The 21,153-nt window shown below is 72.4% G+C and carries 19 protein-coding genes; 5 read left to right on the top strand and 14 right to left on the bottom strand.

Annotated features, from left to right (window positions below; genetic code table 11):
• The 4 genes from NQU55_RS07935 to NQU55_RS07950 all read right to left on the bottom strand — a co-directional run bounded on the left by NQU55_RS07935 (window position 1) and on the right by NQU55_RS07950 (window position 5,168).
• Window positions 1-1,662, bottom strand: coding sequence for an ABC transporter ATP-binding protein (locus tag NQU55_RS07935; protein WP_168091029.1), 1,662 nt, complete (start codon window positions 1,660-1,662; stop codon window positions 1-3).
• Window positions 1,663-1,762: 100 nt separating this feature from the next.
• Window positions 1,763-2,614, bottom strand: coding sequence for an ABC transporter permease (locus tag NQU55_RS07940; protein ID WP_168091028.1), 852 nt, complete (start codon window positions 2,612-2,614; stop codon window positions 1,763-1,765).
• Window positions 2,611-3,618 carry an ABC transporter permease gene (locus NQU55_RS07945; RefSeq protein ID WP_372504651.1) on the bottom strand — a complete coding sequence of 336 codons (1,008 nt, stop codon included), beginning with the start codon at window positions 3,616-3,618 and terminating at the stop codon, window positions 2,611-2,613. Before NQU55_RS07945 ends, NQU55_RS07940 begins: the two co-directional genes overlap by 4 nt.
• Window positions 3,615-5,168: an ABC transporter substrate-binding protein gene (locus tag NQU55_RS07950; RefSeq protein WP_168091027.1), complete on the bottom strand. Its 1,554-nt coding sequence runs from the start codon at window positions 5,166-5,168 to the stop codon at window positions 3,615-3,617. The genes NQU55_RS07945 and NQU55_RS07950 overlap by 4 nt, the downstream gene beginning before the upstream one ends.
• 353 nt (window positions 5,169-5,521) lie before the next feature.
• Here NQU55_RS07950 and NQU55_RS07955 point away from each other — a divergent pair, with 353 nt between their 5' ends.
• The 5 genes from NQU55_RS07955 to NQU55_RS07975 all read left to right on the top strand — a co-directional run bounded on the left by NQU55_RS07955 (window position 5,522) and on the right by NQU55_RS07975 (window position 11,639).
• A complete protein-coding gene (locus NQU55_RS07955) occupies window positions 5,522-6,514 on the top strand; it encodes a TauD/TfdA family dioxygenase (protein ID WP_168091026.1) in 993 nt (330 codons plus the stop codon).
• A 70-nt stretch (window positions 6,515-6,584) separates the two neighbouring features.
• A complete protein-coding gene (locus NQU55_RS07960) occupies window positions 6,585-7,610 on the top strand; it encodes an ornithine cyclodeaminase family protein (protein WP_168091025.1) in 1,026 nt (341 codons plus the stop codon).
• A complete protein-coding gene (locus tag NQU55_RS07965) occupies window positions 7,601-9,058 on the top strand; it encodes an alanine racemase (protein ID WP_168091024.1) in 1,458 nt (485 codons plus the stop codon). Before NQU55_RS07960 ends, NQU55_RS07965 begins: the two co-directional genes overlap by 10 nt.
• Before the next feature lie 87 nt (window positions 9,059-9,145).
• Window positions 9,146-10,171 (top strand): cysteine synthase family protein, encoded by a 1,026-nt coding sequence (locus NQU55_RS07970; protein ID WP_168091023.1) that lies wholly within the window; start codon window positions 9,146-9,148, stop codon window positions 10,169-10,171.
• Between the two features lie 7 nt (window positions 10,172-10,178).
• On the top strand, window positions 10,179-11,639 hold the full coding sequence (locus NQU55_RS07975) for an MATE family efflux transporter (protein ID WP_168091022.1): 1,461 nt from the start codon (window positions 10,179-10,181) through the stop codon (window positions 11,637-11,639).
• Here the strand turns inward: NQU55_RS07975 and NQU55_RS07980 are convergent.
• The 10 genes from NQU55_RS07980 to NQU55_RS08025 all read right to left on the bottom strand — a co-directional run bounded on the left by NQU55_RS07980 (window position 11,619) and on the right by NQU55_RS08025 (window position 20,950).
• On the bottom strand, window positions 11,619-13,109 hold the full coding sequence (locus NQU55_RS07980; protein ID WP_240976099.1) for an FUSC family protein: 1,491 nt from the start codon (window positions 13,107-13,109) through the stop codon (window positions 11,619-11,621). The two genes, NQU55_RS07975 and NQU55_RS07980, sit on opposite strands and share 21 nt — an antisense overlap.
• Before the next feature lie 321 nt (window positions 13,110-13,430).
• Complete coding sequence (locus tag NQU55_RS07985) at window positions 13,431-14,582, bottom strand: MFS transporter (protein WP_168091020.1); 1,152 nt, start codon at window positions 14,580-14,582, stop codon at window positions 13,431-13,433.
• Between the two features lie 255 nt (window positions 14,583-14,837).
• Window positions 14,838-15,620 (bottom strand): MBL fold metallo-hydrolase, encoded by a 783-nt coding sequence (locus NQU55_RS07990; protein WP_168091019.1) that lies wholly within the window; start codon window positions 15,618-15,620, stop codon window positions 14,838-14,840.
• Between the two features lie 28 nt (window positions 15,621-15,648).
• Window positions 15,649-17,106 (bottom strand): catalase, encoded by a 1,458-nt coding sequence (locus NQU55_RS07995; protein WP_168091018.1) that lies wholly within the window; start codon window positions 17,104-17,106, stop codon window positions 15,649-15,651.
• Window positions 17,107-17,233: 127 nt separating this feature from the next.
• On the bottom strand, window positions 17,234-18,052 hold the full coding sequence (locus NQU55_RS08000) for an SAM-dependent methyltransferase (RefSeq protein ID WP_168091017.1): 819 nt from the start codon (window positions 18,050-18,052) through the stop codon (window positions 17,234-17,236).
• Window positions 18,053-18,081: 29 nt separating this feature from the next.
• Complete coding sequence (locus NQU55_RS08005) at window positions 18,082-18,552, bottom strand: MaoC family dehydratase (protein WP_168091016.1); 471 nt, start codon at window positions 18,550-18,552, stop codon at window positions 18,082-18,084.
• Entirely contained in the window at window positions 18,552-18,791 is a 240-nt protein-coding gene (locus NQU55_RS08010; protein WP_058042833.1) for a holo, read from the bottom strand. The genes NQU55_RS08005 and NQU55_RS08010 overlap by 1 nt, the downstream gene beginning before the upstream one ends.
• A complete protein-coding gene (locus NQU55_RS08015; RefSeq protein ID WP_168091015.1) occupies window positions 18,763-19,203 on the bottom strand; it encodes a holo-ACP synthase in 441 nt (146 codons plus the stop codon). The genes NQU55_RS08010 and NQU55_RS08015 overlap by 29 nt, the downstream gene beginning before the upstream one ends.
• On the bottom strand, window positions 19,200-20,033 hold the full coding sequence (locus NQU55_RS08020) for a class-II aminoacyl-tRNA synthetase family protein (protein WP_168091014.1): 834 nt from the start codon (window positions 20,031-20,033) through the stop codon (window positions 19,200-19,202). The genes NQU55_RS08015 and NQU55_RS08020 overlap by 4 nt, the downstream gene beginning before the upstream one ends.
• Window positions 20,030-20,950 carry a diiron oxygenase gene (locus NQU55_RS08025; RefSeq protein ID WP_256790152.1) on the bottom strand — a complete coding sequence of 307 codons (921 nt, stop codon included), beginning with the start codon at window positions 20,948-20,950 and terminating at the stop codon, window positions 20,030-20,032. Before NQU55_RS08025 ends, NQU55_RS08020 begins: the two co-directional genes overlap by 4 nt.
• Window positions 20,951-21,153: the final 203 nt, after the last annotated feature.

A 21,153-nucleotide genomic window follows, 5' to 3' on the forward strand; every position in this document is an offset into this window, starting at 1 on the left:
TCATTGAGCCATTGGAGGAGCGCTGCCCGCCCGGAGCAGGTTCCCGCTCGGTCCGGTCCCGGTGACCCGGCCCCCTTCGAGGACGTGGACGGTCTCGGTGCAGGCCGCGACGAGGTGGAGCTCGTGGCTGACGACGACGAGCGTCAGCCGGCGCTCGGCCCTGAGCCGGGTGAGGAGGTCCATGACGGCAGCCGCGGTGCCGGGGTCGAGGGCGGACGTGACCTCGTCGCACAGCAGCACGTCCGGGCCGGGGGCCAGGGCGCGGGCGATGGAGACGCGCTGGCGCTGCCCGCCGGAGAGCTCGTGGGGGTAGCGGCCGGCGAAGTCGGCCGGCAGACCGACGTCGTGGAGGAGCCCGGCCACCCGGTCGGCGATCTCCGGCTTCGGCGCGGCCCGGTGGAGGCGGAGGGGACGGGCGAGCGTGGCGCCCACGGTGCGGGCCGGGTTGAGGGCCCCGAGCGGGTTCTGGGGGATCAGCTGGATGCGGCGCTGCTGCGCGCGGCTGCGCCGGCGCGCCCCGGCGGGCAAGGGCCGCCCGTCGAAGGAGAGGACGCCGGCGTCCGGTTGCTGCAGCCCGGCGAGTACGCGCAGCAAGGTGGTCTTGCCGGAACCGGAGGGGCCGATGATGCCGGTGGAGCTGCCGGGGGCCGCCGAGAAACCGGCTCCGTCCAGGGCCCGGTGCGTCCGTCCCTGCTGGGTGAACGCCACGGTGACGTCCCGGGCGGCCAGCAGGGCGGCGGGCGCGTCGCCATGGGGAGGCGACGCGCTGACGGGAGCGGCCGCCGACGGATCCGCGGGCGGCAGCGGCAGCGCCCCTGCGGACGACTCCACGGGAGCCTCCGCGAACGTCCCTGCGGACGCCTCCGCCGACGACTTCGCGCCTGCCTCCCCGGGTGCGCTCCCCGGTGTGCCGGCAGACGTCCTGAGGCCCGCCTCCGCCGCCGGTCCTCTCCCCGTCCCGCCCGGTCGCGCCGCCCGGCGCGCTGCCGCCGCCGTGCCGAGGTCGACGACGTCGTCGGCGCAGCGGTCGACGAGTCCGGGGTCGTGGCAGGCGAGGACGACCGCGATGTGCCGGGTGGTGGCGAGCCGGCACAGGAGGTCGGAGATCTCGTCGCGCAAGGCGGTGTCGAGCCCTGCGGTGGGCTCGTCCAGCAGGAGGACGTCGGGGCGGCGGGCGAGGGCGCGGGCCAGGGCCACCCTGCGCTGCTGCCCGCCGGAGAGGGCTCCCGGGCGGCGGTCGGGCAGCCCGTCGCCTACCGGCAGGCGGCACTCGGCGAGCAGGTTCCGTATGGCCTCGGGGGAGGGGTCCGCGGCGGTCTCGGCCACGAGCCGGCGGACCCGCATGCGGGGGTCGAGCGCGGAGCCGGGGTCCTGGCCGACGTAGGCGACGTGGTGGCGCCGCAGGTGCCTGAGCCGTTCCGCGGAGAGGGCGAGGACGTCGTGGCCGAGGACCTCGACCGTTCCCGACGAGACGCGGGCGCCGTCGGGCAGGTCGCCGATGACGGCGCGCAGCAGGGTGGACTTTCCGGAGCCGGAGGGGCCGGTGAGGGCGGTGATGCGGCCGCGCCGGAGGCCGAGACTGGTCTTGGCCAGCAAGGCGGGGCCGCCGGGTATGCCTATCTCCAGGTCGGTGACGCTCACCGCGGTCGGGCCGTCGGTCATGGCCGGGGAGCCTTCCTCTGCGGGACGGGCGAAGGATCGGGCGAGAGGGTGAGTGGGGGGTGAGGTGAGGGATGGGGACGGGGTGAAGGTTCCGCACATGTCACCGCGCCCCCACCCCCACTCCCGCCCGCCGCGCCGCGGGCGTGAGCGCGTCGGCGGCGAGGTTGACGCTCACGGCCAGGAGGCCGATGGCGATGCTGGGAGCGACGACGGCCCAGGGGTTGAGGAGGGCGCCGGGGGCGTTCTCACGGATCATCAGCGCCCAGTCGGCGGCCGGCGGCTGGGGTCCGAGCTGCAGGAAGCCGGCCATGGAGATCACGTAGACGGCGGCGACGAAGCGCAGGCCGAACAGGGCGAGGACGGTGGACCGCAGGTTGGGCAGGATCTCGCGCAGGGCGAGGTGCCACAGCCGTTCGCCGCTCGCGGTGGCCGCCTCGACGAAGCCCGCCGCGGCGACGGGCGCGGCCGCGCTCGCCACCACGCGCACCGCGTACGGCACGCCGAGCACGGTGGCGGCGGCCATGACGGCGAGGCGCCCGCCGCCGGGCCAGGCCAGGGCGATCAGCATCATGCCCAGCACGGGCGGCAGCAGAATGGCGACGTCGGCGCTGCGCTCGACGAGCCGCCCCAGCGCCGGGGTGAGGACGGCGAAGCAGCCCAGCACGGCGGCCAGAGCGGTGACGAGCAGGGCGACGGCGAGCGCGCTGCCGATGAGGGCGCTGCCGCCGTGCAGCATGCGGCTCAGCACGTCCCGGCCGAGCTGGTCGCCGCCCAGGAGGGCGTCCCGGCCGGGCGGGGCGTAGGGCGCGGTGACGGGGGAGGCCTCCGTCCGCGGGGCGTACAGGGGTCCGGTCAGGGCGAGCAGCGTGAGCAGGAGACCGGGTGCCACGGCGAGCAGGACGCGGGCCGGGGGGCGGCGGGAGCGGTACGGGGCGAGGGCTGCGGAGCTCATGGGCGGGCTCCCAGGGTGCGGGCTCGGACGAGGTCGGCGCCGAGCAGGACGAGGCTGATGACGGCGCCGGTGCAGGCCACGACCCCGGCGATGACCGGGGTGTCGCGGTCGGCGACGGCGCCGGACAGGACGGTGCCGAGCCCGGGGTAGTTGAAGAGGGTCTCCACGACGACCGCTCCGCCCAGCAGCATGCCGGTGGAGGTGGCGGCGCCGGTGGCGATGGCGGGCCAGGCGCCGGGCAGCGCGTGGCGGAGCAGTACGCGGCGCGGGGAGAGGCCGTCCAGCCGGGCGGCGATCACGTGCGGTGCGCCCGCCTGGTCGGCCAGCGCACCGCGGACGATCCGCGCGTTCCAGCCGGCCTGCGGGACGGTGAGGGCCAGGACGGGCATGACGAGCATGGTCCAGGAGGCGGGCGAGCCGTCGGGGGCGGTGAGCGTGACGGCGGGCAGCCAGCCGGTCCACAGGGACAGGACGAGCAGCAGGCCGACGGAGACGACGAATTCGGGCAGGGCCAGGGCGATGCCCGAGGTGAAGCCGATGATCCGGTCGGCTTTGCCGCCGGGGCGCAGCGCGGCCCGGCAGCCGAGGGCGAGTGCCGCGGCGAAGGTGAGGGCGAAGGCGGTGGCGCCGAGCAGGAGCGTGTTGGGGAAGGGGGCGGCGAGCAGTCCGGTGACGCGTTCGCCCCGTGCGGAGGTGCCCAGGTCGCCGGTGGGCAGGGCGGTCATCCAGTCCCGGAACCGCTCCCACACCGGCCGGTCCAGACCCAGCAGGTGCCGCCGGGCCGCGGTGCCGGCGGCGCTCTCGCCGCGTTCGGACGTGGCCGAGGCCGCGTCGCCGGGCAGCAGTTCGATGGCGGCGAACACGACGGCGAGCAGCACGCTCAGCATCAGGGCCCGTTTGGCGAGCACGACGCCGATGCGGGCGGCCGCCGTAGCGGCGCGGTGCAGGGCCGGGGCCGCCGGCGGTGCGGCGGCCCCGGCCCGTTCTGCCGGTGCCTGGCTCAACGCTCCAGCCAGACGCTCTCGAGCTGCACCCGCCCGTAACCGGGGAGCTTGGGCAGGTTGCGCACCTTGGGCCCGGCCAGGTCGATGCCGTCGGCCATGCCCCAGAGCAGGTAGCCGGACTTGTCGTGCTCGATCTGCTGGAGTTCGCGCAGGGCGGTGGCGCGGGCCTTCTTGTCGGCGGTGCCGATGACCTTGCGGTACGTGGCGTCGAACTGCGGGTCCGACCAGCCGGCCTCGCTCTGCCCGGCGCCGGTGACCATGGTCTTGGAGGCGAAGAACACCACGGAGTCGTTGGTGCCCCAGTAGTTGGTGTAGAGCTGTCCCTTGAGCCAGGTCTTCTCGTAGAAGGCGCCCGACTCCTGCTTGACGACCTTGATCTTGATGCCGGCCTCGCGGGCCTGGCCGGCGAAGAGCGTCGCGGACTCGGCGAGCCCGGGGACGTCCTCGGTGGTGATGAGCTCGTAGGTCTTGGAGAGGTCGAACTTCGCTTCCGCCAGCAGTTTCCCGGCCCGGTCGAGGTCGCGCTCGCGCTGGGGGATGTCCTTGGCGTAGGCGGGGTCGCCGGTGCCCAGGATGTCGTTGGCGACGGTGCCGTAGCCCGAGAGGACCTGTTTGACCATGGCCTCGCGGTCGACGACGAGCTTCATGGCCTCGCGGACCCTGACGTCGGCGAAGGGGCCGTCGGCGGCGCGCATGACGATGGGCATCGCCATGTCGTTGGGGCGGCGCACGAGCTGGATGTCCTTGCGCGAGGCGGCGCTGCGGGCCGCGACCGCGCCGACGTTGGACGCGACGTCGATCTGGCCGCCCAGCAGGGCGTTGGCCATGGCCTGGGGGCTTTCGAACATGGTCACCTCGATGGCGTCGAGGTGGACCGGCCCGCCGTGCCACTTGTCGTTGCGCAGCAGGCGGGCGTTGCCGCTGCGGAACCAGTCGAGCTTGAACGGGCCCGTGCCCGGGGCCCCGGCGATCTGCTTGTCGGGGGTGTCCTTCTTCAGAACGAACGTCGACAGGCGGGTGAGCAGGGGGAGTTCGGCGTTGGGCTGGTCGGAGACGAGGACGACGGTGTCCTTGCCGCCGGCGGTGATGTTCTCCGCCTTGATGCCCGGCAGGCGGGCGGCTCCGGCGGGGGTGTTGCGCAGTCTGCGCAGCGACCACACGACGTCGTCCGCGGTGACGGGGGAGCCGTCGTGGAAGGCGGCGCCCTTCGCGATGGTGAAGCGCCAGGTCTTCAGGTCGGCCGAAGGCGTCCAGCCGGAGGCGAGGCGGCCGACCGTGTTGTCCTTGAGGCCCGGTGCGGTGAGGGTGTCGTAGACGAGCGCGATGATGAGGTAGTCGCTTTCGTTGCCCTGGGTTCCGTGCGGGTCGCGGGTGGTGGCGGAGGCGCGGCCGAGCGCGCCTATGCGAAGCGTTCCGCCCTTGCGGGGGGTCCCTGCGGAGTCCGTCGGCGAGGAGGCCGCATCGTTCTCGCCACCGCCGCAGGCGGTCAGCAGCGCCGCCGCGCCGATGCTTCCCCCGGCCCACAGCGCCTGGCGCCTTGTCCAGTTCACGTCGTCCCCGTTCCGCTGCAGTTGTTCTTACTTAGGTTTGCCTACCCTGATATTCGCCATGATCGCAATGTTGCGTGGATGATGAAGCGAAAGGTGAAGCATCGTCAACCTCCGCTTACGGTATGCGAGTTGGGCGGAAACGGGAGGAGTGGGACTACTTCTAAATAAGGTTTGCCTAACCTAAGTTCGGTGGTACGTTTCTCGGCGTTGGCTGACGCCAACAGCCGGATTTCCGCCACACGTTGCCGCCCCCCACAGGCAGCCGTCCGCGCACCGCCATGCCCTGCGGCCGCTTTCCGGGCATGCCCGGAAACCTCTCCTCCGCCCCTGCACACGGAACGGATGACCTTGCCATGAGCACGGGAGCCCCACCCGTACGCCGGCTCGACGCCGCCTCGTCCGCCGAACTCCACCGCACCGCCGGAGAGATCCTCGCCGCCTTCGGCACGTCCGCCACGTCCCCCGAACTCCTGGCAACGATCGCCGAGTCGGCGGCGGACCTCGGCGGGGCGATCCGCGAGCACCTGCGCCCCGTCGACACCGACGACGGCCTGTTCGTGCTGCGCGGCCTGACCGTCGACGACACCCGCATCGGCCCCACGCCCGCGAGCTGGGCCGAGGCCGGGGACCGCGCGGCCGGCCACGACATCGTGATGCTGCTGCTCGCCGCCGCCATGGGCAACCCGATCGCCTGGAAGGGCCAGCAGGGCGGGCGGTTCGTGCACAACATCGTCCCCGCCGTCGGCCACGAGCAGGCCCAGACCGGCGCCAGCAGCGACGTCCTCCTCAGCCCGCACACCGAGGACGCCTTCCACCCCTGCCGCGCCCACCTGCTGATGCTCGGTTGCATGCGCAACCACGACCACATCGCCACCACCGCGGCGAGCATCCGCAAGGTGCGGCTGGAGGACGCCGACATCGCCACGCTCTCGCGCCCCGAACTGCCCATCCTCCCCGACGACGCCTACTTCGAAGCGCAGGGCTTCGCGGGGGAGCCGCCGGACGTGCCCACCCTGTGGCGCTCGGCGGACGGCCTCACCCTCCGCTTCGACCCCGCCTACACCCCGCTGGAGAAGGCCACCCCCGCCTACCGTGCCGCCTACGAGCGGCTGGAGGCCGAACTCGCCCGGGTCTCGGTCGCGGTGAGCCTGGACCCCGGCGAGGTCCTCGTCGTCGACAACGACCTCGTCGTGCACGGCCGCGTCCCCTTCAAGGCCCGCTACGACGGCACCGACCGCTGGCTCAAGCGCGCGTCGGTACGCGTCCCCGGGCGCGGCAGCCGGCCCCCGGCCGAGGCCGCCGAGCACGGCTACGGCCAGGCCGTCACCAAGGCTTACGCCGCCTGATCAGCACCTGTCCGCCGACTGATCGTCACCTGATCACCGACCGGAAACACCCGCAGACGAGGAGCGAGACATGACCCGTACCGCCGCCGACCCCTGTATATCCGGCACGCCCGCCGACGACACCACCCTGCGCCTGCTGTCCACCAGTGACCTCGCGGGCATCGACATCTCCCTCGCCGATGTCGTCGGCACGGTCGAGGGCGCCTACCGCACCCTGGCCGCGGGCCTCTCGGACAACCCGCGCAAGCTCACCGTCAAGCCCGCCGACGGCCACTCGGTCGCGTACGCCATGCTCGGCCGCGACGGCTCCCGCGACGTCGTCGCCGTCAAGACCTCGTACAAGCACGGCCTGGACAAGGGGCGCCAGGAGCAGCACTACTACACCACCCTCACCCTCTACGACGACGTCACCGGCCTGCCCGTCGCGATGATGGACTGCAGCCGCATCGGTTCCCTGCGCACCCCGGCGGTCTCCGCCCTGCTGGCCCGCGAGTGCGCCGCCCCCGGGTCCCGCAGCGCGCTGGTCATCGGCACCGGCACCCAGGGCCGGCTGGCCCTGCCGTTCCTGCTGACCACGCTGCCCGGCCTGGACCGGCTGATGCTCTTCGGTACCCACCCCGAGGGAATCGAGGCGGTACGGGCGCGGCTGCACGCCCACTTCCCCGACCGCGACGTCGAGGTCGTCTCCGACGTCCGGGCCGCGGCGGGCGACGCCGACGTCGTCGTGGCCACGGCCGGCGCGCACACCCCCGCCGCCGTCGAGGCCGAGGACCTGGCGCCGGGAACGCTGGGGATCCTGGTCGGCCACGGCCTGGCCCCCTCCACGCTGCACCGCGCCGACCGCGTCGTGGCCACCAGCGAGGCCCAGATGAACGTCACCGGCACCGACATGGCCGACGCCGACGGCAAACTCCCCGCCGTCGACACCGAGTTCCCCCCGGTCCTCGCGGGCGCGGCGGCGGGCCGCACCGCACCGACCGAGCGGATCTTCGCCTACAACAGCGGCCTGGTCGTCACCGACATCGCCCTCGGCCACCGCTTCGCCCAGCTCGCCCTCGCTCAGGGCCTGGGAACGCAGGTGCCGCTGTGGCGGTGAACGGCGCACCCCCGCCCCCTCCCACCCTGCCCGCGCACCCCGACCCCGCGACGGACGCGATCCTCGGCAGCGGCCTCCTCCACGAGCTGGCCCACGCCTTCGGCGGCCCCTTCCACTTCCTGCTCCCGCACCGCTTCGACGCCAACCTCGCCGCGTTCCGCGCGGCGCTGGCCGACGCCGCGGTGGACGGGCGCGTGTACTACGCGAAGAAGGCCAACAAGGCCGCCGCATGGATCGAACGCTGCGCCGCCGCGGGCGCCGGAGTGGACGTCGCGAGCCCCGGCGAGCTCCGCGAGGCCCTGGGCCACGGCGTCCGCGGCGAGAACATCGTGGTGACCGGCCCGGCCAAGAGCGAGGAGCTGCTGCGCGTGGCCGCCCTCCAGGGCGCCCTGATCGCGGTCGACTCCCTCGACGAACTCGACCGCCTCACCGCGGCGCCCCGGGCGGGCGGAGCCCCTCCGCCCCGGCTGCTGCTACGCGTCCTGCCCCCGGCTCAGCCCGGCAGCCGCTTCGGCCTGGACGGGGCGGAGCTCGAAGAAGCCCTCGCGCACTGCGCACGGGCCGGCGACGCCGTCCGGATGGAAGGCTTCGGCTTCCACCTCTCCGGATACGCCGTCCAGCCGCGCGCCGACCTCGCCGGACGGCTCGTCGACCTCTGCCTCAAGGCCCGCGTGATGGGGCTGCAGGCCGACCGGATCAGCATCGGCGGCGGCTTCGCCGTCGACTACGCGGCGGCCGGCGACTGGCACTCCTTCCTCGCGACGCAGCAACCCGGGCACTACCACGCGCACAGAAGGTTCACCCCCGCCGACTTCTATCCCTACCACTCGCCGGTCGCCGGGGCCGGCGCCCTCCGCGCCGTACTGGCCGCCGTCCCGGCGGGCGGCCGGGACAGCCTCGGCAGCAGGCTCCGGGAGACCGGCACCCTCCTGCTGATGGAGCCCGGCCGCGCGCTGCTGGACCGGGCCGGGTCCTCCGTCTTCCGCATCCAGGGCGTCAAGGACCGCGACGGTTACGCGATCCTCACCGTCGACGGCACGAGCCTGAGCCTGTCCGAGCAGTGGTTCAACAGCGAATTCCTCCCCGATCCCGTGCTCGTCCCCCCGGCCGGCCTGGCCGGGGGGACCCGGAGGACCGGGGGGCCCGGGGCGATCGGGGTCCACCCCGCGTGCGTGGGCGGTGCCACCTGCCTGGAGTCGGACCTGCTCACCTGGCGCAAGATCCCCTTCCCCGTCCGCCCGTCGGTCGGCGATCTGCTGGTCTACCCCAACACGGCGGGCTACCAGATGGATTCGAACGAGTCCCCCTTCCACGACCTGCCGCTGCCCCCCAAGGTCGTGATCGACACCACGGACGACACCGCGGACGGCACCCCGGGCGGCTCTGCAGACGGCACCACGCGCGGCGGCCGGCCGCGCTGGCGCCTGGACCGCCGCCCCGCCTACTGAACCCCTCCCGTCTCCGGTTGCTTCCCCGCCCCCGGTTGCTTCCCCGCCCCCCGGTTCCCCTCCCCACCTGCCACAGGAGTCCTTTCCATGAACGAGGCACTGATGCGCCCCGCCGTGGTCTCCCGCATCTCCGACCTCATCGGACGCACCCCGCTGTTCGAGCTGTGCCGCACCGACAACGGCAGCCGGCTGCTCCTCAAGCTGGAGATGTACAACCCCACCGGCACCGCCAAGATCCGCATGGCCCGTCAGATGGTCCTCGACGCCGAGGCCCGCGGCGAGCTGCGCCCCGGCGGCCGCATCATCGAGTCCACCTCCGGCAACACCGGGCTCGGCCTCGCCGTCGTCGCCGCCGAACGCGGCTACGCCTTCACCGCCGTCGTCGACCACCACGCCTGTTCCGACAAGCTGCGCACCATGAAGGCGCTCGGCACGGAACTCGTCTACGTGGTCGACGACGGCACCGAGGAGCTGGCCACCGCCGCGCGCGAGGAACTCGCCGAGGAGATGGCACGCGGCCGGGACAACACCGTCTTCACCGAGCAGCACAACAACCCCAGCAACGGCGTCGGCTACCACCCCGTCGCCCACGAGCTCCACCAGGCCCTCGGCGGCCGCATCGACGTCCTCATCGGCGCCGTCGGCACCGGCGGCTCCCTGTGCGGCACCGCGCGCGAGCTGCGCAAGCTCGTTCCCGGCGTGCGGACCGTCGGCGTCGAGCCCAAGGGGTCGATCGCCTTCGGCGGCCCCGCCCACGACTACTACCAGTCCGGCACCGGCACCCCCGAGGGCGCCGAGATCGGCGCGCTGGTCGACTTCGACCTGATCGACGAAGGCGTCAAGGTCGGCGACGTCGAGGCCTTCGCGACGGCCCGCGCCGTCGCCCGCACCGGCCTCCTCATCGGCGGGTCCGCAGGCGGCGTCGTCCACGAGGCACTGTCGCGCCTGCCGTCGCTGCCGCCGGGCACCACTATCGTCGCCCTCGTCAACGACGGCGGGGAGAAGTACATGGACACCGTATTCGACGACGCGTGGATGAACGCCAGGAACCTCACCGATCCCGCTCTGGAGCGCGAGATCGACGAGACCCTCACCAAACTCCGCAAGGGCTGACGCCCCCATGGACCCGACCACCCTCCTCCGCGACAGCCGGGCGCTGGCCGGCCTCGCCGTCCCCCTCGTCCTCACCCAGCTCGCCCAGGTGGCCCTGACCACCACCGACACGGTGATGATGGGCCTGCTGAGCACCCGCGACCTGGCGGCCGGCGGCCTGGCCCTCGTCATCTTCAACCAGCTCCGCACCATGGGCGTCGGCCTGGTCACCTCCGTGGGCAACCGGATCGCGGCCGCCGCCGCCCGTGCCGAGACCGCGGACGGGGACGCCGCGCGCAGCGACGCCGAGGTCCGCAGGATCGTCCGCGCGAGCATGGCCGTGGCCACCCTCGCCGGACTGGCCGGAGCCGTCCTCATGCTCCTGGCCGGGCAGGCCCTCACCCTGCTCGGCCAGGAGGCCGCCGTCGCCGACCGCGTACGGGCGATGCTGCCCGCCCTCGCCCCCGGCCTGCTGCCGTGCCTGTGGTTCCAGGCGGTCCGCCAGTTCACCGTCGGCATGCGCCGCCCGCAGGCCCTGCTGCAGATCACCCTCGCCTCCGTCGCCGTCAACGCCGGCCTCGACTGGGCCCTGATCCACGGCACCTGGGGCCTGCCGAAGCTGGGCCTGACCGGCATCGGCGTCGCCACCTCCGCCGTCTACCTGCTCTCCTTCCTCGCCCTGTACGCCTCCGCGCGGAGGGACCCGGCCCTCGCCCCGCTGCTCAGCCTCAACGCGTTCGCGGCCGACCGCACCACCGTGCGCGAGCTCGTGCGCCTGGGCGTCCCCATCGCCGCCACCTACGGATCCGAGGCCGGGTTCTTCTCGGTCACCGCGCTGATGGCCGGCTCCTTCGGCAGCGCCGCCCTGGCCGCCCACACCGCCGTCAACCAGCTCGTCTACATCGTCTTCCAGGTCGCCGTCGGGCTCTCCCATGCGGCCTCCATCAATGTCAGCCGCGAACTGGCCCTCGGCCGCGTCCACGCCGCCCTGCGCATCAAGAACACCGCGCTGGCCTGCGCGGCCGCCGTCATGGCCGCCGTCGCCGCCGTCTACGTCACCCTGCCCGGCCTGGTGCTGCGCCCGTTCCTGGACGGCGGGGCCGCGGGCGACGACAGGGCCGTGACGATCGCGACGCGGCTGCTGCTCGTCGTCGCCGTGCTCCAGTTCTTCGACTGCGCGCAGAACATCGGCGTCGGCCTCCTGCGCGGGCTCGACGACACCAGGAGCGGCTTCCGGATCACCCTGGTCGGCTACTGGGCCGTCGGCCTCCCCGCCGCCTGGCTCTTCGGCTACGCGGCTGGCCTCGACACCCTCGGCATCTGGCTCGGCCTCCTCACCGGCCTCGCCACCACCGCGCTGCTCCTCCTGCGCCGCTACGGCAGCGGCCTCCGCGCCCGCGCACGGGAGCAGGAGGCCGTCGTCACCGGGTATCCGGCACCGCCGGCCGGGCGCCCGCTGCGCAGGCCGTCAGGCGCCGACCAGGGGTGAGGGCCGGGTGCTGCGCAGCGGCGCCGCCAGTTCGGCCAGGGCCCTCTCCAGGTCGTGCAGGTGGGCGAGGGCCGGCTCGGCCGGCAGGTGCTCGGGCGCCGCCGCCGAGGCGACCGCCGCGTCGCGGGACTTCCCCGGTGTGGTGAGCGCTTCCACCGCGGCTTCCACGTGCCGGCAGGCGGCGGCGAGCCGTTCGTCGTGGGAGGCCTCCGGGTCCGCGGCGACGGACGCCAGCCCCCGCACTTCGCGGGCGCAGTCGTCGAGGAGCGCGAGCACGCGGCGGGCCTTGTCCTTGCGGGCGCGGAAGGGGTTCAGCGGGTGGACGAGCGGAGCGAGGGAGAGGCGGACCCGGCCGAGCAGCAGCTCCAGCTCGGTCACCCGGGGCGCGGGGTCGGCGGTCTCCGAGCCCGCAAGGCGCGCGGCGGCCTCGGCGGCGCACGCGTGCACGCAGCGCAGGGCGCGCTGGATCCAGGCGTCGGTGGTGGCGTGGGTGGTCACGGGCAGTACGAGGAGCACGGCGAGCGCCGCACCGGCGGCTCCCACACCGGTCTGCGCCAGCCGGAGCGTGAGCAGGTCCGCGTCCAGGACCCCGAGGAGCCCGTAGAGCAGACCGGCCATCACGGTCACGGCGAACATCATCCACGTGTACGAGACGGCGGCGGTGTAGAAGATGCCGAAGACGCACACCGCGACGAGGGCCGCGGTGGGCGCGGGCGCCCCGTGCAGGGGCAGGGCGACGACCATTCCGGTGGCGATGCCCATCAGCGTGCCCAGGACCCGCCGGAAGCCCCGGACGAGCGTCTCGCCGCGCGACGCGGTGTTGACGAAGATCCACCAGGCGGTGCCGACGGCCCAGTACCAGCGCTCGTCGGAGACCATCTGGCCCACGGCGAGCGCCAGGCCGCAGGCGAAGGCGGTCTGGAAGGCCTGCCGGGTCGTGACGCGCGCCAGCCCGCGCCCGGCGAGGGGCGCCGGGCCCGCGGGCGGCGGGGTGCGCCGTTCGATGCACCAGAACCCGAAGCGGACGGAGCCGGCGGCCGCCAGGGACATGACCATGGCCGTGTACAGGTGCGGCAGCTGGGCCGGGACGGCGTGCAGGAACTGCGTCGCGAAGAACATCATGAAGCCGAAGATCCCGAGCGCGTTGCCCCGCGGGCCCCAGCGGCGGGCGTAGACCCCGCAGAAGACGACGGCGAGGAAGGCCGCGTCGCGCACCAGCGGCAGCCCGTGCAGCCCGGCCGCCAGAGCGAGCACGGGGAAGCCCACGACCGGCAGCAGCGCGGTCGTGTTCACCTGGCGCCGCACGGTCGGGTCGCCGACGGTGAACAGCGCGAGCAGCGCCGCGAGCCCACCGGTGATGGAGGCGGTCAGCGGCAGGCCGGACAGCTGGACCACGGTGACCGCGAAGGTCACGCCCAGGACGGCGCGGAGCGCGACCCGCAGCCTGCCCAGGCCCGGATCCGGTGCCATGAACGCCCTCTTCAGCACTGCTCCCGCCCCTTCGGCGTCCCGGCACAGCAGCCCGGCGGAACGCCGGCCCGAATGCGACATGAAAAAGGCGCCGCGGAGATCCGCAGCGCCATCGACACCCACATCAGACCATTACATCGACTGCTGGCTCAACAGAGGCCGATTTCTCTGAGCCATTGGCTCAGCTGCGGCCTCTCGGGTCCCTCCGGGGGAGGGCCAATGGCACGTGCGGCCCTCCCTCCTGCCGTTTGCTGCTGTTTTCCACCGTTCGGCTGTTTTCCGCCGTTCGGCTCCTGCTCTTCGACTCCTGCCGTTCGGCTCCTACCGTTCGACGTGGCCCCCGCGGCCGGCGAGCGCACCGGTGATCCCCATCGGCACGGCCAGGACCACCAGAGCGATCAGCCCGGCGGTCCACGCCCCGGTCAGGTCGCGGGCGGCGCCGAAGGCGGTCGGGCCCACGGCCGCCAGCAGGTAGCCCACGCACTGCGACATCGCCGACAGCAGGCCCGCGTCGTGCGTGCTGCGGACGCACATCGACATGTAGGCGATGCCCAGGGAGAGCACGGCCCCCAGCCCGAGCCCCAGCAGGACCGCCCACAGCACCGCCGCCCCGACCGGTGCGGCGATCAGACCGGCGAAGGCGGCCATGCACAGGACGGTGCCGCCCACCGCCAGGTAGCTCTGCCGGCGGGACCGCTGCGCCCACACCGGCACCAGGAGCGAGGTGACCATGGCGGAGCCCATGCAGACCGCCAGCAGCACCCCGGCGCCGCCCTCGGTGTAGCCGTGGTCGATGTAGAACGACGGCAGCCAGGTGGTCGCCGTGTAGTACAGCAAGGACTGGAACGCGTAGAACAGGGCGACCGCCCAGGCCAGCCTGCTGCGCCAGATCGAACCGCCCGCCTGCGCCGGGACCCGAGGCTGCTCCCGTCCCCGGCGCAGCCGCGGCGCCCACACCACCAGCGCCGCGAGCGCCAGCACGCCCCACACGGACAGGCCGCCGGCCCACGACAGCGACAGCGCGTCGCGCAGCGGAACGGTCGCGGCGGCCGTGACCGCCCCGCCGCCCACCAGCATGGTGGTGTGCAGGCCGGACATCAGCCCGACCTGCTGCGGGAAGTCCCGCTTGATCAGCGCGGTGATGACCACGTTCGCGACGGCCACCGCCGTGCCGACCAGGAACGTCCCGGCGAACAGGGGGAACAGCGACGGGACCAGGCGTACCGCGGTGCCGGCCAGCAGCACCGCCAGCACCGCGACCAGGGTGCGCTCCATGCCCCAGCGGCGGGCCAGCCGGGGCGCGAGCGGAGCGAAGATGCCGAAGCAGATCAGCGGCAGCGTCGACAGCGCGCCGGCGCCGCCGTTGGACAGGCCGGTGACGTGCCGGATCTCGTCCAGCAGCGGGGAGACCGCCACGATGGCGGGCCGCATGTTGATCCCGACCAGCAGCACCGCCAGCGCGTACCAGAGCACGCGCCGGCTCCGCGGAGCGGCGTGGGCGGGAACGGAACCGGGGCCGGAACCGGGGTCGGAACCGGGCCCGGCGGCCGCGGGGGGCGCGTCCGCCGTTCCGCGGGGCGAGGAAACCCCGGTTTCCGATTCAGGGGGTGGGGTCACGAACGATCCTTCCGGGGGTACGCGCACCGGGCCGTCGCCTCCGGCCGGCGCCAGGGGCGGAGGGCGCCGGGACGAGGGCCCGGTGGGCGGGCACGGCTGCTGGGACTGGGGTCAGGCGGCGGTGGCGAGGGGCACGGGTTTGCCGTCGCCGGGGGCGATGCCGTGGATCCCCCTGGCCCGGGCGGCCCGCAGGAAGCGCCCGCGCACGTCGTGCTGCTCGGTGTAGTAGGGCGGGTTGTTGAAGAGGTCGTAGTGGATCGCGCAGGCGGTCGACGCCTGGAGGACCACCGCCGCCTCGACGGCCTGCTCCGGGGTGAGCGTGGCCGGCTGGTTGGTCGGGGTGAGGCCCTCGCGGCGCGCCATCACCCCGGCGATGGGAAGGAACGCCACGTCGAAGGGGCCGTAGTCGCGCGCGATCGACCACCACATGCCGTGCCAGATGGTGTCGCCGAAGTGGATGACGCGCAGGCCGGGGGCCTCGACGATCCAGGCGACCTGGTCGTCGCCGCGCCAGTCGTGCGACGCCACGGGAATGGTGGTGAACGGCCCGATCTTCCGCCGCTCGCCCATCTCCTGCGGCACCGCCGTCACCCCCATCCCGCCCAGGACGTCCACGATCGGCGTGTGGCAGCCCACGCTGCCGCCGTCGCTCGCGGCGACCTCGGCGAGCAGCTTGCGGTCGCAGTGGTCGGGGTGGAGGTGGGTGACGAAGGCGTGGGTCCGCACCCCCGGCGCGGCGTCGATGCTGGGCAGGGGCCGCCGCGGCTGGCCCTGGAACCCCGCCAGGTCCTCGGTGTTCCGGATGGCGTCGATGACGATCCGGACGTCCCCGGCCGCCACTTCGACGCCGGCCCAGGCGAGACGCCGGAGGGTGACGGTCTCGGCCGAACTCATGGTCTGCTCCTCGCGACGCTGCTGGTGGTTACTTCCCCTGGACACCCAGGCCCCTGGCGACCTGCTGACCCAGGTCCTTGTGGACGCTGCGCCAGTAGTCGACGACGCGCTCCTTCGTCTCCGCCGTGACCTCCGGCGCCGAGGCGTGCGCGACGATGTTGGTCACCAGGTGCGCGCGGTCCGTGTCGGTCATGACCTTCTCCCACAGGGCCCGCGCCTGGACGAAGTCGTCGTCCTCGGCGTGGAGCCGGTGGGCGCTGCGGACGATCTCGCCGGTGACCTCGTAGTGCTCGCCGACGAGCAGCATCGGGTCGGCGACCGGGCCGCCGAAGCTGTTGGGCGCGTACACGGGGTCGCCCGGGTTGCCGTACCGCATGGACCCGTCGCGGTTGTAGGAGTGCACCGCGTTCTTCGGCCGGTTGACCGGCAGTTGCAGGTAGTTCGCGCCGATCCGGTAGCGGTGGGTGTCGGGGTAGCTGAACAGCCGTCCCTGCAGCATCTTGTCCGGGGAGGGCGCCACGCCCGGCACCAGGTTCGACGGCTCGAAGGCGGCCTGCTCGACCTCGGCGAAGTAGTTCTCCGGGTTGCGGTTGAGGGTCAGGGTGCCGATGTCGATCGGCGGGTAGTCCTCGTGCGGCCAGATCTTGGTCAGGTCGAACGGGTTGAACCGGTAGTCCGCCGCGTCCTCGAAGGGCATGACCTGCACCTGGAGGGTCCAGGTCGGGTGGTCGCCCTTCCTGATCGCCTGGTGGAGGTCCCGGATGTGGAAGTCCGGGTCGTCGGCGCCCGCGGCGGCCGCCTCGTCGTTGGTGAAGTTCCTGATGCCCTGGTCCGTCTTGAAGTGGTACTTCACCCAGAACTTCTCGCGGACGGCGTTGTACCACAGGAACGTGTGGCTGCCGTAGCCGTTCATGTGCCGCCAGGAGAACGGGGTGCCGCGGTCGGACATCAGGATCGTGACCTGGTGCGCCGACTCCGGCGAGAGCGTCCAGAAGTCCCACTGCATGTTGTTGTCGTGCAGGTGGTTGTCGGCGCGCCGCTTCTGCGAGTGGATGAAGTCCGGGAACTTCTGCGGGTCGCGGATGAAGAAGATCGGCGTGTTGTTCCCGACGATGTCGTAGTTGCCCTCTTCGGTGTACAGCTTCACCGCGAAACCGCGCGGGTCGCGGGCCGTGTCCGCGAAGCCGAGCTCGCCGGCCACCGTCGAGAAGCGCAGGAAGAGGTCCGTGCGCTTGCCGCGGCGGAAGACGTCGGCCTTGGTGTACTGGCTGACGTCCTCGGTGATCTCCAGGACTCCGTACGCGCCGCCGCCCTTGGCGTGCACGACCCGCTCGGGCACGCGCTCGCGGTCGAAGTGCGCGAGCTTCTGGATCAGGTAGTGGTCCTGCAGCAGCAGCGGGCCGTCGGCCCCCACGGACTGGGAGAACTCGTCGCTCGGTACCGGGATACCGCTGTCCGTGGTCGTCACGGGACGACTGTCGGTCATGGCACGTTCCCTTCGGTTGGCGGTTGGCGGTTGGCGGTTGGCGGTTGGTCTGTGCGGCGGACGTCGGCACAACGCCCCTGAGCGGCACAGCCCGTGGGGGCTGTGCCGCTCGGCGCCGGGGCCGTGACTAGGCGAGTTCTGCGCGCAGCAGCCAGTTGCGCGGCACTCCCTTGACCTCGCGGGGCTGCACGGCGTAGGGCCAGCGGCCCTCGCCCGCACCGGGCTCGCCGGGCTCCTTGAGCTCCCGTACGGTCCAGCCGGTGCCGGCCATGAACTCCTCGGGCTCGTCGGTCCCGAAGAGCCAGGGAATGCCGTCCTCGTTGAGGGAGGACAGGAAGATCTGGGTGGCGGGGCTGCGCAGCAGCGTCCTGCTCAGGATGTCCACCGCCACCCAGCTGCCGGGGGCGGAGTTGGCCGCGAAGGTGCGCATCAGCGTGGCGGACTGCTCCTCGGTCAGGAAGAACAGCAGGGCCTCGGGGATCCACAGCGTGGGCAGGGAGGGGTCGAAGCCGGCGGCCCGCAGCGAGGCGGACCAGTCGCCCGCCAGGTCCGCCCCGACGCGCTGGAGCTTGACGGTGGGCGCCGGGGAGCCGAGCTGGGCGAGGCGCTTCTCCTTCTCGTCGATCAGCGCCTGGTGGTCGACCTCGAACACGGTGACGTCGTCCGGGAGGCTCAGCCGGTACGCACGCGTGTCCATGCCGGCCGCGATCAGCACGACCTGCCGGATGCCGCTCTTCACGGAATCCTTGATGGCGTCGTCGAGGTAGCGGGTGCGGACGGCCACGAACTCGACGAGGCCGCCGCCGCCGTAGTGGTCGAGCAGCTCGAAACCGCGCGGCGCGGCGAGCGCCCGGGCCAGCGGGTCGTTGAACAGCGCGTCGCTCCGCTCGCTCTCCAGGGCGCGGGCGGCCGCAGTCCACTGCGACGTGTAGGACACGGTCTCCATGACAGGCTCCGTTCTCGGAATGGTCTGGTTCAGGAGTTCTTGGGCCGGCACCGGAACCGGGCGTTCAGGATCAGCGTCAGGACTTCGGTCCCGTCCGCGTTCACCAGGCGCCCGCGGTTGCGGACGATGCGGAAGTCGGGCGCGGAGAGGGAGGGGAGGGAGCCGAGGATCTCGCACGTGCCGTTCAGCACGTCACCCGGCCGGACCGGGTGCAGGAAGCGCACTTCGTCCACTCCGGGCGAGCCCTCGACCGTGCCCGCGGCCGCGGCGTCGGGCAGCAGCGTCGTCACGTACAGGCGCATCCAGATCGCCGCGGTGTTCCACCCGCTGGCGATCAGGCCGCCGAAGGCGGAGGCGCGCCCCGCCTCCTCGTCGACGTGGTACGGCTGCGGGTCGTAGGTGCGGCCGAAGGCGGTGATCTCCTCGGCCGTCACCTTGTGCGTCCCGAGGTCGTGACGCGTCCCGGTCTCGTAGTCCTCGGCGTGGAGGAAGCGACCCATCAGAAGTACTTCCGCTCGATGGCCTCCAGCGTGCGGAAGTCGGCGAGGTCGATGGCCTCGTGGTCGATCTCCTTCCCGCTGGCCTCCTCGACCGTCAGGACGAACTCGACGAAGGAGAGGGAGTCGACGAGGCGGGAGCCGATGAGGTCCTCGTCCGGGGCGATGGAGGTGCGCTCGGGGTGCTTGGCCAGCAGCCAGTTGCGCACGGCGTCAACGTTGGACGAGGTCTTGCTGGGCATGGAATTCCTCCTCGAGTGGGGGGCGTCCCGTCGCGCCGGCAGCGACGGCGACGGCGAACTGTTCTTCGTGGGAGATGCTGATGTCGATCGCCTCGATGCCGGCGTCGGCGGCCCATCGGCCCGCCGGTCCGGTGAGGCGGACGCAGGGCCATTCGCCGGGGCCCTTCAGCACCTCGATGGACTGCCAGGGAAGCGGCCGGCCGGTGACGTGGAGGAGTTTGAAGACCGCCTCCTTGGCCGCGAGCCGGCCGGCCACTCCGTGGACGTCCCATCCGGAGGCGAACCGGCTCTGCTCCGCTTCCGCGGGGGTGAGCATCCGGTGCAGCAGCCGGCCGCCGTCGGCGTCGGCCATGGTCCGTACGCGGGACAGGGGGACGAGGTCCACCCCGACCCGGATCGCGGTTCCGCTCACGAGGCCGCGGCGTTGACGACCGCGCGGGCGCGCTGCAGATCGCCGTCGAACCGGTCGCTCAGCACCGCGAGCCACCGCTCCAGGCCGAAGGCGACGCAGCCCGTGAAGGCGTGCTCGCCCGTGCCGTCGACCGTGATGCGGCACCGCTCTCCGAAGAAGTTGCGGTGGGTGTTGACCGAGGCGATGGCCAGGCCGTCGGCCTGGAACTCGTGCTTGACGGGGCTGAGCCGCTGCAGGAGGGCACGGCCGCTGTCGCGCTCGAAGAACGGGTCCGTGGCCGCCTCCTTGTTCAGCTCCAGGCCGAGGTTCTTCGCGAACTCCTCGATCCGGTCGGTGAAGCGGGCGATGACCTGCTGGGTGTGCTCGAAGGAGCCGAGGGCCACGATCTCCCGCATCTGGAAGCTGAGCAGGCGCCGCAGCCCCTCGTACTTCTCCTCGTTGCGGAAGCACCGGTTGATCAGGGTGATGGTGGTCTCGGGTGCCACCGACCGGCCCTCGAAGTACAGGTAGGCGCCGTAGCAGCTGGAGTGCGGCAGGCCCAGGAACGAGGGGCGGACGTCGCCGCTGGCGAAGGAGCCCTCCACCGGCGCCGGCGGGGCGCCGGTCACGTCCAGCGGACCGCCGACGAACTGCAGGTGCGGGAAGTTCTCGTAGACGTCGAACTTCTCCAGGTCACTGAGCGGGTAGACGGGCGGCGGCATGATCTCCCGCGCGCCGGCCTCGTCGGCCCAGCGGGTGATGGTGCGGTCCAGATCGCGCAGCAGGTCGGTCTGGTCGGGGCCGAGGATGGTGAGGGCACCGCCCTGGGCCGTCGAGATCGTCGCGGTCACGCCTCCCCCTGTCCCACCGACGCCCGGGAGACGCTCAGGTCCCGGTCCTGCAGAATTCCGGTCTTGACCAGGTAGTTCAGGGGCTTGCGGAACACCTGCTGCTGGAACTCCGCGCTGCGCGGAGAGGCCAGCAGGCGCCGTCGGACGGCGAACGGCTCCGGAATTCCGGCGTCCCGGTAGACCTGCGGGTTGAAGAGCGATTCGAAGCTGTAGTTCAGGTAGCGCTTGAGGTATTCCCGCACCTGGCGGAGCTCCTCCTCCGGGGCCTTGGCCTTCAGGTCCTTGAAGAGCAGGGAGACCAGTTCGCGGCCGAAGGCGATGTGCCGGGACTCGTCCTGGTGGTGAATGCGGTTGACCGCGCGGATGGTGTCGTGCAGCCGCTCGTCGGCCGCCATCGTGCTGTTGAAGTGGTCGACCAGTTCCTCGAAGAGGAGGATGCGGACGAACACCAGGAAGCTGGCGGCCTCGTCGGACCATTCGTTCCCCTGACCGGCCGGCTCCAGCTGCCGGTAGATCTTCTTGCCGTAGCGCAGACAGAACTCGGCGAAGAACCACATGTGCTCGTTCTCTTCGCCGATGAAATGGTGGAAGAACTCCGACGGAATCTCGAAGCCCCGGGTGTGGATGCGCCTGGTCACCTCGACGATGAGCTCGCGGATTCCGTCCACATTGAGGCTGTAGAAATTGATGCTCTCGTACCGGGACAGGCGGTGAAGCTGTTCCTGGTCGAGTTCGGAGGCGACATCGGTGCCGTAGGTGGTCGTGAGTTCCGGACTCATCCACCACCGGTTCTCCGGCAGGGAATCCGGCCAGTCGAACATCCGGTAGGGGTTGTAGTAGTCCTCGACCGATTTGCGGTTCAGGCGTTCCAGGATCTCCTGGAACCGGTCGTCCTTGCTGATCAGCTCGCTGATCATCCTACCTCCTGCTGTCCGGGGGGCGGTTGATCAATGTAGGGCGACAGTTCCACGCGTTCCGCGAACGGTCCAATAAAGCCGCTCTATAGATCAAATAGATGATCGCTAAGAGGGCAGGCGGGACGTCTTTCCGGGGCCCTTCGAGTGGCGTGGGTCACAGGGCGGGGGTGGGATGGGTGTGAGCTGAGGCCGGTGAAGTGCCC

It is taken from the genome of Streptomyces telluris (genome assembly GCF_024519335.1).
In the GTDB taxonomy this organism is placed as follows: Bacteria; Actinomycetota; Actinomycetes; order Streptomycetales; family Streptomycetaceae; genus Streptomyces; species Streptomyces telluris.

Coding starts and splice junctions, on each gene's coding strand:
- NQU55_RS07990 (WP_168091019.1), bottom strand. CDS start 15,620: ATGAGTTCGGCCGAGACCGTCACCCTCCGGCGTCTCGCCTGGGCCGGC.
- NQU55_RS07940 (WP_168091028.1), bottom strand. CDS start 2,614: ATGAGCTCCGCAGCCCTCGCCCCGTACCGCTCCCGCCGCCCCCCGGCC.
- NQU55_RS07975 (WP_168091022.1), top strand. CDS start 10,179: ATGGACCCGACCACCCTCCTCCGCGACAGCCGGGCGCTGGCCGGCCTC.
- NQU55_RS07980 (WP_240976099.1), bottom strand. CDS start 13,109: ATGGCACCGGATCCGGGCCTGGGCAGGCTGCGGGTCGCGCTCCGCGCC.
- NQU55_RS07935 (WP_168091029.1), bottom strand. CDS start 1,662: ATGACCGACGGCCCGACCGCGGTGAGCGTCACCGACCTGGAGATAGGC.
- NQU55_RS08005 (WP_168091016.1), bottom strand. CDS start 18,552: ATGGGTCGCTTCCTCCACGCCGAGGACTACGAGACCGGGACGCGTCAC.
- NQU55_RS08000 (WP_168091017.1), bottom strand. CDS start 18,052: ATGGAGACCGTGTCCTACACGTCGCAGTGGACTGCGGCCGCCCGCGCC.
- NQU55_RS07955 (WP_168091026.1), top strand. CDS start 5,522: ATGAGCACGGGAGCCCCACCCGTACGCCGGCTCGACGCCGCCTCGTCC.
- NQU55_RS07995 (WP_168091018.1), bottom strand. CDS start 17,106: ATGACCGACAGTCGTCCCGTGACGACCACGGACAGCGGTATCCCGGTA.
- NQU55_RS08025 (WP_256790152.1), bottom strand. CDS start 20,950: ATGATCAGCGAGCTGATCAGCAAGGACGACCGGTTCCAGGAGATCCTG.
- NQU55_RS07960 (WP_168091025.1), top strand. CDS start 6,585: ATGACCCGTACCGCCGCCGACCCCTGTATATCCGGCACGCCCGCCGAC.
- NQU55_RS08010 (WP_058042833.1), bottom strand. CDS start 18,791: ATGCCCAGCAAGACCTCGTCCAACGTTGACGCCGTGCGCAACTGGCTG.
- NQU55_RS07970 (WP_168091023.1), top strand. CDS start 9,146: ATGAACGAGGCACTGATGCGCCCCGCCGTGGTCTCCCGCATCTCCGAC.